Source organism: Rhizobium sp. BR 315 (assembly GCF_050577975.1).
Classification (GTDB): Bacteria; Pseudomonadota; Alphaproteobacteria; order Rhizobiales; family Rhizobiaceae; genus Rhizobium; species Rhizobium miluonense.
Map to the genome: position 1 here is coordinate 18,030 of NZ_JARWKZ010000059.1, position 12,712 is coordinate 30,741.

General features: G+C 61.9%; 12 protein-coding genes. 10 read left to right on the top strand and 2 right to left on the bottom strand.

From position 1 onward, the window contains the following. Positions 1-164 precede the first annotated feature (164 nt). The 5 genes from QD409_RS30765 to QD409_RS30785 are packed head-to-tail and all read left to right on the top strand — an operon-like array spanning position 165 to position 7,448. A complete protein-coding gene (locus QD409_RS30765) occupies positions 165-1,178 on the top strand; it encodes an AAA family ATPase (RefSeq protein ID WP_430764539.1) in 1,014 nt (337 codons plus the stop codon). A 26-nt stretch (positions 1,179-1,204) separates the two neighbouring features. Beyond that, complete coding sequence (locus QD409_RS30770; protein WP_430764540.1) at positions 1,205-2,125, top strand: DUF58 domain-containing protein; 921 nt, start codon at positions 1,205-1,207, stop codon at positions 2,123-2,125. Beyond that, the gene (locus tag QD409_RS30775; RefSeq protein ID WP_430764541.1) at positions 2,122-4,944 is read left to right on the top strand and encodes a DUF4159 domain-containing protein; all 2,823 of its coding nucleotides are present in this window, start codon (positions 2,122-2,124) and stop codon (positions 4,942-4,944) included. Before QD409_RS30770 ends, QD409_RS30775 begins: the two co-directional genes overlap by 4 nt. 1 nt (position 4,945) lies before the next feature. After that, positions 4,946-7,018, top strand: coding sequence for a hypothetical protein (locus QD409_RS30780; protein WP_430764542.1), 2,073 nt, complete (start codon positions 4,946-4,948; stop codon positions 7,016-7,018). A gap of 4 nt (positions 7,019-7,022) precedes the next feature. Further along, complete coding sequence (locus QD409_RS30785) at positions 7,023-7,448, top strand: GNAT family N-acetyltransferase (RefSeq protein ID WP_430764543.1); 426 nt, start codon at positions 7,023-7,025, stop codon at positions 7,446-7,448. A 37-nt stretch (positions 7,449-7,485) separates the two neighbouring features. Here QD409_RS30785 and QD409_RS30790 read toward each other — a convergent pair whose 3' ends face one another. Next, positions 7,486-8,058: a GNAT family N-acetyltransferase gene (locus tag QD409_RS30790; protein WP_430764544.1), complete on the bottom strand. Its 573-nt coding sequence runs from the start codon at positions 8,056-8,058 to the stop codon at positions 7,486-7,488. A gap of 355 nt (positions 8,059-8,413) precedes the next feature. On the opposite strand from QD409_RS30790, the gene QD409_RS30795 reads away from it, so the two are divergent. After that, positions 8,414-9,403 (top strand): glutathione S-transferase family protein, encoded by a 990-nt coding sequence (locus QD409_RS30795; RefSeq protein ID WP_430764545.1) that lies wholly within the window; start codon positions 8,414-8,416, stop codon positions 9,401-9,403. A gap of 35 nt (positions 9,404-9,438) precedes the next feature. Here QD409_RS30795 and QD409_RS30800 read toward each other — a convergent pair whose 3' ends face one another. Further along, positions 9,439-9,930, bottom strand: a complete 492-nt coding sequence (locus tag QD409_RS30800; protein ID WP_430764546.1) for an NUDIX domain-containing protein — start codon at positions 9,928-9,930, stop codon at positions 9,439-9,441. 50 nt (positions 9,931-9,980) lie between these two features. Here QD409_RS30800 and QD409_RS30805 point away from each other — a divergent pair, with 50 nt between their 5' ends. From QD409_RS30805 to QD409_RS30820, 4 genes are all read left to right on the top strand, one after another. Further along, positions 9,981-10,919, top strand: a complete 939-nt coding sequence (locus QD409_RS30805; RefSeq protein WP_430764547.1) for a metallophosphoesterase family protein — start codon at positions 9,981-9,983, stop codon at positions 10,917-10,919. A gap of 124 nt (positions 10,920-11,043) precedes the next feature. Then, positions 11,044-11,577, top strand: a complete 534-nt coding sequence (locus QD409_RS30810; protein WP_430764548.1) for a tetratricopeptide repeat protein — start codon at positions 11,044-11,046, stop codon at positions 11,575-11,577. A gap of 207 nt (positions 11,578-11,784) precedes the next feature. Continuing rightward, the gene (locus tag QD409_RS30815) at positions 11,785-12,297 is read left to right on the top strand and encodes an RNA polymerase sigma factor (RefSeq protein ID WP_430764549.1); all 513 of its coding nucleotides are present in this window, start codon (positions 11,785-11,787) and stop codon (positions 12,295-12,297) included. 21 nt (positions 12,298-12,318) lie between these two features. After that, positions 12,319-12,712: anti-sigma factor family protein (locus tag QD409_RS30820; protein WP_430764550.1), on the top strand; the 394-nt coding region annotated here is incomplete at its 3' end.

Sequence of the window (12,712 nt, forward strand, 5' to 3'; positions counted from 1 at the left end):
CCGTCCCGGTTCGCCGTTAGTCACGAATACGACAGTTTCTCACGAGATAGTCATTCGAAACGTGCTTGTCAGCCATGCTCGTGGCGATAAGTTGTATTGATTATGGGGCAAATGTGTAAGGTCTGCGAATCGCGCGCACCGCTTTTCTGCCATTGGAGACGCAAATGGGCATGATTAAATCGACCGAAACGAGCCTCGACGAGCAGGCCATCATCGCTTCAGCCGAAAAGGCGCTGAGCGATATCGCCAGCATCCGCGAAGAAGTATCGAAGGTCATTTTCGGTCAGGAAAGCGTCGTTGAGAACACGCTGCTGGCCGTGCTCGCTGGCGGCCATGCCCTGCTGGTCGGCGTGCCTGGCCTCGCCAAGACGAAGCTTGTCACGACTCTCGGCGCAGTCCTAGGCCTTGCCTCCAACCGCGTGCAATTCACGCCCGACCTGATGCCCTCCGATATTCTCGGCTCCGAAGTCATGGATCAGGACGAAACCGGCCGCCGCTCCTTCCGTTTCGTCAAGGGCCCGGTCTTCGCACAATTGCTGATGGCCGACGAAATCAACCGCGCCTCGCCGCGTACGCAATCGGCCCTGCTGCAGTCCATGCAGGAATATCACGTCACCATCGCCGGCCAGCGTTATGACCTGCCCGCGCCCTTCCACGTTCTTGCAACGCAGAACCCGCTCGAACAGGAAGGCACCTATCCACTGCCGGAAGCCCAGCTCGACCGCTTCCTGCTGCAGGTCGATGTCGGTTATCCCGAGCTGGCCGACGAGCGCCGCATCCTGCTCGAAACGACCGGCTTGAGCGAAGCGACGCCGCAGGCGGTCATCAATGCCGCACGTCTGCTGGAAATTCAGCAGCTGATCCGCCAGATGCCCGTCAGCGACGGCGTGGTCGATGCGATCCTGTCTCTGGTGCGCTCTGCCCGCCCGGGCCAAGGCAACGCCTCGACCGACAAGCATGTCGCCTGGGGTCCAGGCCCGCGCGCCGGCCAGGCCATGATGCTCTGCGCCCGCGCCCGCGCACTGTACGAAGGCCGGCTTGCGCCTTCGATCGACGATGTGCATGCACTTGCCGAGCCCGTGCTCGAGCATCGCATGGCGCTGACCTTCGCGGCCCGCGCCGAAGGCATGTCCGTGCGCGATGTCATCTCAGGGCTGGTAAAACAGCCGAGAACGTGAGCCCGATGTCGAGGAGAGTGTAGCGCGTGGCATCCATCGGACAAATCGTCAGACCGACTTCGGGCAATGATGCGCTCTCCAGAGCTCGCAGCCGCGCCGCTCTCGTGCCGGATTGCCTTGTCGAAGCCAAGCGCATCGCCAATACGGTCATCGCCGGCTGGCATGGCCGGCGCAAACGCGGCATCGGCGAGAATTTCTGGCAGTTTCGCCCCTATACCGAGGGCGAAAGCCTTTCGCGCATCGACTGGCGGCGTTCCGCCCGCGACGATCATACCTATATCCGCGATCATGAATGGGAAGCCGCTCACACGATCTGGCTCTGGGCCGACCTTTCGCCATCCATGATGTACAAGTCGGCCTATGGCCACGCTTCCAAGGAAGGCCGTGCGCTCGTCATCATGCTGGCACTTGCCGAAATCCTGTCCCGTTCGGGCGAACGGATCGGCTGCCCCGGCGTCATGGAGCCGGTCTCGACCCGAAACGCCGCCGAACGTCTGGCGGCAGCGCTGATGCACACGCCGCTCGAAGGCGGCCTGCCGCAAACCGAGATGATCCGCGGCTGGAGCGATATCGTGCTGATCGGCGATTTTCTCGATGATGCCAACAGCGTCATGAGCCGGATCGGACCTCTGGCGCGCCGTGGCTTGCGCGGCCATGTCGTTGAAGTGGCCGATCCAGCCGAGGAAATCTTTCCGTATAGCGGCCGCACCGAGTTCAGCGATCCGGAAACGGGCTCGAAACTGATTGCCGGCCGCGCGGAAAACTTGCGGGACGACTATCAGCGCGCCTATCTCGCCCGCCGCGAAAACCTCGGCCAGGCCCTGCGCCATCTCGGCTGGACTTTCGTCAGCCATCGCACCGATCGCCTGGCATCGGAAGCGCTCGTCGCCGTGCATATGTATCTTTCCGGCATGCCTGCGCGGGTAGCACCTGGAGGGCGGCCATGACCGGCCTTTCCTTCGCATTCGCTTCCCCCGCCATCCTGGCAGCCCTGATCCTGCTTCCTGTGATCTGGTGGCTTCTGCGCCTGACGCCGCCACAGCCGCGAACGGAAGTCTTCCCGCCGCTGCGCATCCTCGCGTCCATTCTCAAGCGTGAGGAAACGCCGGCCCGCAGCCCGTGGTGGCTGACGCTGCTGCGCATGCTGCTTGCAGCGCTGGTGATCCTCGCGATCGCCAATCCGATGTTCAATCCGCGCACCAACACCCTGTCGAGCGGCGGCCCGCTGGTATTGATGGTCGACAATAGCTGGGCGAGCACGTCGGACTGGGAGCGCCGTGTCCGAACCGCAGACGCACTGATCGACGATGCCGACGCCAAGGGCATCCCGGTCTCGATCGCCTTTACCGCAGAACAGGGCAATGATGCGACACCGGGTGCGGCGACAGCGGCGCGCGACAAGCTGCATGCGATGAACCCAAGACCGCTGGTGCCGGACCGGCAGCGTGCCGCCGACGCCGTGAAGGCCGCGCTCAATGGCAACAAGCCGGGGACGATCGCTTTCATCTCCGATGGCATCGAGAGCAAGGCCAAGGACGACATCGTCCGCCGGCTCTCCGCGCTTCAGCCGAGCGAGCTGCGCCTGATCGAAGGCGACGGCAACGACATTCTCGCGATCACCGGCGCAGCCAACAACGCCAACGACATGACGGTTACGGCAACGCGGCTGAACGGCGCCAACCCGCTCCGACTTCAGTTGACGGCACAGGACAATCAGGGCCGGCCGATCGCCAACGGCTCGCTGAGTTTCGCCGGCGGTCAGACGGTTGCGACCGGCTCCATCGCCGCTCCCTTCGAGATGCGCAACGATTTTGCCCGCATCAACGTCGACCGCTATGCCAGCGCCGGCACCGTTCACCTGCTCGACGATGGCTTCCGCCGCCGCCGTGTGGCGCTTCTTTCCGGTCAGGCGGCCGACGAATTCCAGCCGATCCTTTCGCCGCTCTACTATATTGAACGCGCCCTTAACCCCTATGCCGAGCTGATCCAGCCCAACAGCGCGGATCTGGCAAAATCGATCCCGCAACTGCTGGCCGGCAACCCCTCCGTGATCATCATGGCCGATGTCGGCCGCCTGCCGCAGGAAAGCTATGCGCCGCTGCAGCGCTGGATCGAGAATGGCGGCACACTGATCCGCTTCGCCGGACCGCGCCTTGCTGCCGCGCCCGCCGATGACCCGCTCGTCCCCGTGACGCTGCGGCAGGGCGAGCGCACGTTCGGCGGCGCGCTCTCCTGGGCCGAGCCGCAGCCGCTCGCCGATTTCCCGTCGTTCGGCCCCTTCGCCGGCATGCCGAAGCCGACCAATGTGCTGATCAAGCGACAGGTTCTCGCCGAACCGACGCCGGATCTTGCCGAGCGCACCTGGGCAAGCCTTGCCGACGGAACGCCGCTTGTTACCGAAAAGCAGATGCACGCCGGCCGGGTCGTTCTCTTCCATGTCAGCGCCGAACCGCAATGGTCGGATCTGCCGATCTCGGGCGATTTCGTCGAAATGCTGCGCCGTATCGTCCAGCTGTCGCGCTCCGGCGGCGTCACCTCGACGGAAGGGGCAGCCAAGGCGACCGAGGCATTGCCGCCATACCGGCTTCTGACGGCCAAGGGCGTGCTGACGAGCGAAATCGGCAGCGCCCGGCCACTAGAGCCGAACCACAAGGGCGCAGCCGTCGCCAGCTTCGACAACCCGCCCGGCCTTTACGGCTCCGAAGAAGGCTTTACGGCGCTCAACGTGCTGGCCCCCGGCACCTCGCTCAAGCCGCTGGATGCATCGGCCGCGGGGGCGGTCGCACGGGAGGGCCTGATCGGTGGCGAAGCATGGTCCGCCAAGCCGATCCTCTTCACCCTCGCCTTCCTCATCCTTCTGGCCGATAGCCTGATCGTGCTCTTCATGAATGGCGCCTTCCCGCGCCTTGGCAGGTCGACGAAAACGGCCGCCGGCGGCGCGGCGATACTGTTGCTGGCTCTTGCGGTCGCGATCTTCCTGCATCCGGCAAACGCCTTGGCCGACGATTCCAAGCCCGGTGACGACACCATCTTTTCGCGGCTGGATAAGACCCATCTTGCCTATGTCGTCACCGGCGAATCCGACGTCGACCGTATTTCCGAGCGCGGCCTTGCCGGCCTCTCCGACTATCTGACCTACCGCACGACATTGGAGCCAGGCCCGCCGGTAGGACTGGACCCAGCGAAGGATGAACTTGCCTTCTATTCGTTGATCTACTGGCCGATATCAGCGACGGCACCGATGCCGTCCAACGACGCCATCAACCGCATCGACGCCTATATGCGCAACGGCGGCACCGTGCTCTTCGACACGCGCGACGCCATCAACACCATGGGCGACACATCGACGCCGAGCCCGAACGGCCAGCGGCTGCAGCAGATCCTTGCCAACCTCGATATCCCGCCTCTGGAACCCGTGCCGTCAGGCCATGTGCTGACCAAGTCCTTCTATCTGCTTTCGAGCTTTCCCGGCCGCTATGCCGATAGCCCGCTCTGGATCGAAGCGCGGCAGGATACGCGCCGCGACGGTAACGCGGTCTCCTCCTCCGATGGCGTGACGCCGATCTTGATCACGGGCAACGACTTTGCTGGCGCCTGGGCGATCGACGAAAACGGCTCGCCGCTGCTGCCGACCGTGCCGCCGGACGAGACGCAGCGTGAATATGCCTACCGTACTGGCGTCAACATCATGATGTATATGCTGACCGGAAACTATAAGTCCGATCAGGTACATATCCCGGATATCCTGCAGCGGCTGGGGCAGTGAGATGAATATCGGTTTTGCCCCATTCCTGCCCTGGCCCGTGCTATCAGCGCTCGCGGCACTAACCCTTGTCATCGCGGCCATTGCCATCTATCGGCGCCTGCGCGGCAGCTGGATCCGCGCGCTCGCCGGCATCGCCCTCCTGGCCGCCCTCGCCAATCCGGTGCTGCTGCAGGAAGACCGCGATCAGCTCACCACCATCGTCCCCGTCGTCGTCGACCGCAGTCTCAGCCAGGACACGCCGGAACGCACCAAAATGACCGACGATGCCTTGGCTATGCTGAAGGACCGGCTGGCGCAATTCCCGCGCATAGAGCCCCGCATCGTCGAGGCGCGCGACCCCGCTGAATCCGACTCGCCGTCGACGCGGCTTTTCTCTGCCCTCTCCTCCGCGATCGCGGACGTGCCACCTGCTCGGATCGGCGGCGCGATCTTCCTCACCGACGGCCAGATCCACGATATCCCAGGCGTCAACCAGCAGCTCGGTTTCGACGCGCCTATTCATGGGCTGATCACCGGCAAGCCCGACGAGTTCGATCGCCGCATCGAAATCGTGCGAGCCCCCCGCTTCGGTCTCGTCAACGAGGAACAGCAGCTCGTTTTCCATGTCGTCGACGACGGCAAAAGCCCCGGCGGTGTCGCCGACGTCACCGTCAAAATGAATGGCGACGAAATCGCCACACTGCAGGCGACGCCGGGCCAGGACGCACCGTTCAGCTTCAAGGTGCCGCGCGCGGGCAACAACGTTCTCGAATTTGCCGTTGCCGAAGTCCCCGGCGAGGTTACGCCCATCAACAACCGCACGGTCCAGCTGATCGAAGGCATTCGCCAGAACATGCGCGTCCTGCTCGTTTCCGGCGAGCCGCATTCGGGCGAGCGCGCCTGGCGCAACCTGCTGAAATCGGACGCGTCGGTCGATCTCGTGCATTTCACCATTCTGCGCCCGCCGGACAAGCAGGACGGGACGCCGATCAACGAATTGTCGCTGATCGCCTTTCCGACGCGCGAACTCTTCGTCGACAAGATCAACTCTTTCGACCTGATCATTTTCGACCGTTACCAGGACCGGCAGAACGTCCTGCCGACGATCTATTATGATTACATGGCGCAATATGTCGAAAACGGCGGTGCGTTGCTCGTGGCGGCTGGCCCCGAACATGCCGCCGGCAATTCGATCGCCCTGACGCCGCTCGCCTCGGTTCTGCCGGCAGAGCCGACCGGGCAGATGATCGAGAAGCCCTTCTATCCGCGCCTGTCGGAGCAGGGCCGCAAGCATCCGGTAACGCGCGGTCTCGACGGATCGGACACGGAGCCGCCGCATTGGGGCCGCTGGTTCCGCAGCGTCGATGTCGAAAAGCCGCAGGGACAGACGGTCATGGTCGGTGCCGACAACAGCCCGCTGCTGGTGCTGAACCGCGTCGGCCGCGGCCGCGTCGCCATGCTGCTCTCGGACGAAGGCTGGCTTTGGGCACGCGGTTTTGAGGGCGGCGGCCCGCACGTATCGCTCTATCGGCGCATTGCCCATTGGCTGTTGAAGGAGCCGGCGCTGGAAGAAGAGGCCCTGACGGCGAATGCCGCCGGCCGCACGCTACAGGTGACGCGCCAGACCATTGGCGACGATCCCGGCCCGGCGACGATCAAATCGCCGTCCGGCAAGACGCAAACATTGCCACTGAAGCAAGCGCAGCCTGGTCTCTACCAGGCTCAGAAGCATATGGACGAGATCGGGCTTTTCCAGATCGCCGACGGCAATCTTTCGACGCTGGTGCACATCGGCGCCATCGATGCCCCGGAATTCAAGGCGATGATCTCGACCACCGAAACGCTGAAGCCGCTGGCGCAGAAGACCAAGGGCCTCGTCACACGCGTCGCCGGCACCAATGGCGGCGTCACGGTCCCGCAGGTCCTGCCGGTCCGCGGTGCCGTGCGCATCGCAGACGGCCAGCGCCTAACCATCCGCATGACGGACGAAACCGTGCTGAAGGGGATCAACACCTTGCCCTTATTCGCCGGCTTTGCCGGTCTAGCCGTACTCCTCTTTGCCTTCTCGGTCACATGGTGGCGCGAAGGACGGTGAACCGATGACACAATTCGACATAACCGACGCTCCCTCCGAAGCAGAACTCGCCGCGATCAGCGAGGGGCTGACGGCCTTCAACGCCGCCGATGTCGGCGCATCTGAAAGGCGATCGCTGGCGGTGCTGATCCGTGAGGAGAGCGGCAAGACCATCGGCGGGATTTCGGGTTACACGGCTTGGGGATGGCTGTTCACGCAATGGCTGTTCGTGCCGGAAACCTTGCGCGGCCAGGGCATGGCAGGCAAACTGCTCGAGGCGGCGGAAGCCGAAGCGGCAGCCCGCGGCTGTTTCGGGGCGTGGATCGATACGTTCAATCCGCAAGCGCTGCGTGCCTATCAGCGGCAGGGCTATGCGATCTTCGGTGAACTGCCGGACTTTCCCGTCGGCCGCACCCGCTTCTACCTGCAGAAAAAGCTATCGCCTCGCTGATCACAGCGCGGCGATGCTTTTCCATCTATTGCAGCGCTTAGACGGCAATCGCCGTCAGCTGCGTCACGCCGTCGAGATCTTCGTCTTGGTCCGCGATAGCCGAGGCGGCATCATCGCGCCAGGCGATAGAACCCTGCAGCCGCGCATGCGTGTCGGCAGCGATCGGCACGACCAGGACGCGGTTGGGATCGACCGGGCCCGGAAATGCCAAGGCATTGTAGGCAACCTTTTCGAAGCCGAGCGGGCAGTAGTATGGCGGGTCGCCGACGAGGATGACGGCTTCCGAGCCGTTGCGTTTGGCTGCCTCGACGGCAATCCGGACAAGCTCGCGACCGATACCCTTGTTCTTATGCGAGGGCCGTACGGCAAGCGGTCCGAGCAAGTGCCCTCTGACCGTGCCGGCAAGAACCGGCGTCATCCGTACAGATGCGATCGTCTCCCCATCATCGGCGCATATGAAGGACAGCGACAGATCATGCGGCCCCTGCTCGCGAATCCGCGCGGCGGCACGCGTAAACCGACCGGGACCAAATGCTTCTTCGTTGATAAGTTCGATGGCAGCGTCGTGCGACGCATCCTCAGTGAGGTAGATCAGATCGTGCTTGTACATTAGACCAAGAAAACCGGATAGACAGACGGAATTGTTCTCGAAGGCGCTCGTCGAGCGTTCGGGATCATCGGCGTCGTCGCAGGCTTCTGGTGACTTTCATGACAAGTGGCCCTCAAAGTGTGACAAGCCCGATAGCAGGAAATATCCGGCACGTCCAATGCAAAATGCATGCTGCCATCTGTTGATGCAAGATCATGTCCGCATGATGACAGCGGCAGAAAATCAGTGGTCAGCACACTGCATCTGCCAAAGATCCCACCAGCTACGCAGTGTTCAGCGTTTATCATCTCGAAATTTGACGGCCATGCCGTATGTTCACCCTCAAACCTCAGCAGTATTCCGAAAGGACAGAACAATGGGCATGTTGGTTGACGGCGTTTGGCACGACGTCTGGTACGACACCGAAAAGACGAAAGGCCATTTCAAGCGCGCCGCGTCTCAATTCCGCAACTGGATCACGCCTGACGGCGCAGCCGGCCCAACCGGAATCGGGGGCTTCAAGGCAGAGGCAGGACGCTACCACCTTTACGTTTCGCTCGCCTGCCCCTGGGCGCATCGAACCCTGATCTTCCGTAAGCTGAAGAAACTGGAGGACCTGATCCCGGTCTCGATCGTCGACCCGCTGATGCTGGAAAATGGCTGGGAATTCAAAGGGAAAGACGGTGGAACGATTGATCCCCTTTTCGGCGCCAAGACGCTCTGGGAAATCTACGTCAGGGCCGACCCGCATTATTCCGGCCGAGTGACCGTTCCTGTTCTCTGGGACAACCAGACCGAAACGATCGTCAACAACGAGTCGGCCGAAATCATCCGCATGTTCAACAGCGCATTCGACGCATTGACCGGCTCCAGGGAGGATTTCTATCCCGCCGATCTGCGCGCTGATATCGATGCCCTGAACGAACTCGTCTACGACAGGGTCAACAACGGCGTCTACAAAGCGGGCTTCGCGACGGCGCAGGACGCCTACGAGGACAGTGCCCGCCGCCTCTTTGAAACCCTCGATATGCTCGACACCAGGCTGTCGACGCAACGCTACCTGTTCGGAGAAGGTTTGACCGAAGCCGATTGGCGGCTGTTCACCACGCTCGTGCGTTTCGACGCCGTCTATGTCGGCCATTTCAAATGCAACATCCGCCGCATCGCCGACTATCCGAACCTAACGGCATATCTGAGAGACCTCTATCAGGTTGCCGGCGTGGCAGAGACCGTGAACCTCACCCATATCAAAGATCATTACTATCGCAGCCACAGGGCGATCAATCCGACCGGCATCGTTCCCGTCGGCCCCGAGCTGGATTTCGATCGTCCGCATGGCCGGGAGCAGCTCGCGAAAGCGGCTTGATCGGAGAGCACAAGTCTCCCGCCACCGGCGGGCGGCTACCAGTAGCTGGAGGGGCGCTCAGCCCCTTCCAGTTCCTCCAGCCTGCGATATGTCGCCTGCGTCGTACCCGGAGGAAGTGCGTTGCGCGGAAAGAAACCGGTTTCGACGATTTCACGATCCGGCATGCGCGGCGCGGTCTGCGTTACTTCGACACGGTAGAAGACGACATGATCGCGTTTGCTGATGCGGTTGTTGAAATAGACGTGGAAGAGCTGCGGCTCGCCTGAGATCACCAGATTGCCTTCCTCGCGCAACTCCTTCTCGAGCGCCTGCTCCACCGTTTCGTGGCGTTCGACGCCGCCGCCAGGCATGTGCCAGCCGGCGATATAGGAGTGTCGCACCAGAAAGATCCGCCCTTCGCTGTCGAAACACGCGGCACGCACGCCGAGCGTCATGCTGCGGGTCAGCACGAAATAGACGTGCAACGCACGGCCAAAGAGCCATGCCCACGCGCTACTCTTCTCATTCCGGGTAGCCTTCTCACTCATGCACGAACCTTCATCCCTCGCCTTGCATTCAAACGGGCGATCTATTTGTTTTGACGATAGACTGGGCTATGTCTCATCCCATGTTCAAGCTCGCGCATATTTCCGACGTACACCTCGGCCCCCTGCCACGCCTTTCGATCAGAGAACTCGCTTCCAAACGTATAACCGGATTTGTGAACTGGCACAGGAACCGGCGCAAGCATCTTTTTGGCAATACGCTCGACCTACTTCTGGACGATATCAAGACAAAGCAGGCCGACCATCTCGCCGTAACGGGCGATCTCGTCAACCTTGCGAGCGGCATCGAGATCGAGGCGGCGGCTACATGGCTGAAGATGGTCGGCGACCCCCTGCACACGTCGGTCGTTCCCGGCAATCACGATGCCTATGTGCCCGGCGCCTACGAAAAGGCCATGCGCGCCTGGTATCCCTATGTCAGAGGCGATCGCGCGCCAGCCGAATGGCGGGAGGATCAGCGCGTCTTCCCGTATCTTCGCATTCGGGACCAAGTCGCGCTCATCGGATGCTCGACCGCCGTCGCCACGCCGCCTTTTGCCGCCAGCGGCTTTTACTCCGCCCGCCAGGCGCGCGAGACGGTGAATATGCTTCGCGCGGCCGGCGATGCCGGGCTCTTTCGCATCGTCATGATCCATCATCCGCCGATCCGCGGCGCGACCAGCTTCTACAAGCGTATGATCGGCATTCGCCGCTTTGCAGCAGCCATTTCGACCGGCGGTGCTGAGCTGGTTCTTCATGGCCATACCCACCTCAATACTGTGCACTGGCTGCGCGGCCACGCCGACCCTGTGCCGGTTGTCGGCATCGCGTCGGCTTCCCAGAATGTCGGCGGATTAAAGCCACCGGCCGCCTACAATCTCTTCACGATCGCTGGCCGGCCAGGCGCCTGGGAGTTGAAGGCCGAACGCTACAGCCTCAACACCGCTGGCAACGGCGTGGATGCGGACGGCGTCAATATTCTTGCGCCATGATCCGCGTTTTGCGGCCATGAACCTCGTCGTTTCGGTGGCGTTTTCTAAGATGCCGAGCTACAATTGAAACCTCGGAATCCTGGAGGATAACATGGGTCTCAAGGTCTCGATAAAGAGCTCAACAATGATGACTGTCGCTGTCGGATTTTTGCTCGCCACCAGCTTACAGGTCCTTGCCGCCGGCTCGGAAAGCGATGAAACGGCCCCGCCGCCGAAAAGCAAAACGACCACGGAATGCACTGGTGGCAAAGTCTGGGATAAGGACAAGAAAGAATGCGTGAAGCCGAACGAAAGCGGCTTCAACGACGACCAGCTTTTCCAGGCCGCACGCGAATTCGCCTATGCCGGCCAGTATGAGAATGCCATCACCGTTCTGAAACTTGCCAGGGACCAGAACGATCCCCGCATCCTCAATTATCTCGGCTATTCCAATCGCAAGGCCGGCCGCATGGAGCTCGGCATGAGCTACTATCGCAAGGCTCTGCAGCACGATGAGAACTACATTCTCGCGCGCTCCTATATGGGACAGGCGCTGCTCGAACAGGGCGACGTTCAAGGCGCGCGCGTGCAGCTCGTCGAAATCCGTGATCGTGGCGGCGAAAACACCTGGGCCTATCGCTCGCTGCTGCAATCACTCAAGGGGCATGTCGTTTATTGAGGAGTGATCCATGGCATCCCAGCGAGTCGCCAGCTCAGTGACAGGCAACCACGCGAGTGCTTTTGAAGACTTGCGAAGCGGCATAAAAATGGTTCATACCAACACAGGACGATCGTTCCGTTCGCATCGCCCTTTCCAAGGGAAAGGCCCAGATTTGCGGGAAGACGTCGTCGATGTCACAACCTCCAACACCTCTTTGGAACGACTATGCACACGCCGGTAGCAGCAGCCATCGATATCAGACGCGACCTGGTCGGGCTTCTTCCGAAGCTGCGCCGCTTCGCAGTGACTCTGACCGGCGACCTGACCGAAGCCGACGAACTCGTCCAAAGCATCTGTCAGCGCGGCATAGCCAAGTTCCATCTCTGGAACGGCACCGGCAAGCTGGAAAGCTGGCTCTATACGATGGCCCGGAATCAGTGGGTCGACGAAGCGCGGCGTCAAAAACTGCGCCCCGCTAAGGGCAGCGCCCTGGAGCAGGGCGAGCCCGCAGCCGGCCTGCATCCAAATCCTGTGGAAGCCGGAGAAGCCCATCGCTTGGTCACATCTTTGCCCGAAGGATTTGCCAGTGTCTTTCTGCTGGTCGATGTCGAAGGGCATAACTACAAGCAGGCGGCCGAGATTCTCGGCATTCCCTTGTCGGCATTGGCTTCACGGCTCTCCAGCGCCCGTCTCTACCTCGCCTCCCAAGGTCATAACCGTTCGTCTCGAAGGTTTTAAGCATTGCAGGACATGAAGAAAATGCCGCTCGAAATTCGCTTGTCCGCCTTTATGGACGGCGAAATGAGCCGTGACGAAAAGGAAGAGCTGGAAAAGCTGATCGCCTCCGATCCGGAGGCCCGGCGGATTCTCGATGAATTGAGACATGGCTCCAATGTCGGCCGCAAGGCACTCGACGAAGTTTTGAAGGAGCCGGTGCCATTGGCGCTCGTGCGGTCCATCAAGAGTGCTCAACCTCCGAAGACACGCGACCCCTCCTCTCCCCGCCTCGCGCGACCGTCATTCAAGCTTGCGCCGACGGGCCGGCAGTCGCTTGCGGCAGCCCTCATTTTGTTCGTGCTCGGCGGCGGTATCGGCTACCTTTTCGGCATGCAGCCAGCCCAAGTGCCTGCGACCCCCCCTCCCACCCCGGCAC

Bases quoted from the DNA above. Each gene is read 5' to 3' on its own strand.
- QD409_RS30765 (WP_430764539.1), top strand. From the start codon at position 165: ATGGGCATGATTAAATCGACCGAAACGAGCCTCGACGAGCAGGCCATC.
- QD409_RS30775 (WP_430764541.1), top strand. From the start codon at position 2,122: ATGACCGGCCTTTCCTTCGCATTCGCTTCCCCCGCCATCCTGGCAGCC.
- QD409_RS30780 (WP_430764542.1), top strand. From the start codon at position 4,946: ATGAATATCGGTTTTGCCCCATTCCTGCCCTGGCCCGTGCTATCAGCG.
- QD409_RS30785 (WP_430764543.1), top strand. From the start codon at position 7,023: ATGACACAATTCGACATAACCGACGCTCCCTCCGAAGCAGAACTCGCC.
- QD409_RS30790 (WP_430764544.1), bottom strand. From the start codon at position 8,058: ATGTACAAGCACGATCTGATCTACCTCACTGAGGATGCGTCGCACGAC.
- QD409_RS30795 (WP_430764545.1), top strand. From the start codon at position 8,414: ATGGGCATGTTGGTTGACGGCGTTTGGCACGACGTCTGGTACGACACC.
- QD409_RS30800 (WP_430764546.1), bottom strand. From the start codon at position 9,930: ATGAGTGAGAAGGCTACCCGGAATGAGAAGAGTAGCGCGTGGGCATGG.
- QD409_RS30810 (WP_430764548.1), top strand. From the start codon at position 11,044: ATGATGACTGTCGCTGTCGGATTTTTGCTCGCCACCAGCTTACAGGTC.
- QD409_RS30815 (WP_430764549.1), top strand. From the start codon at position 11,785: ATGCACACGCCGGTAGCAGCAGCCATCGATATCAGACGCGACCTGGTC.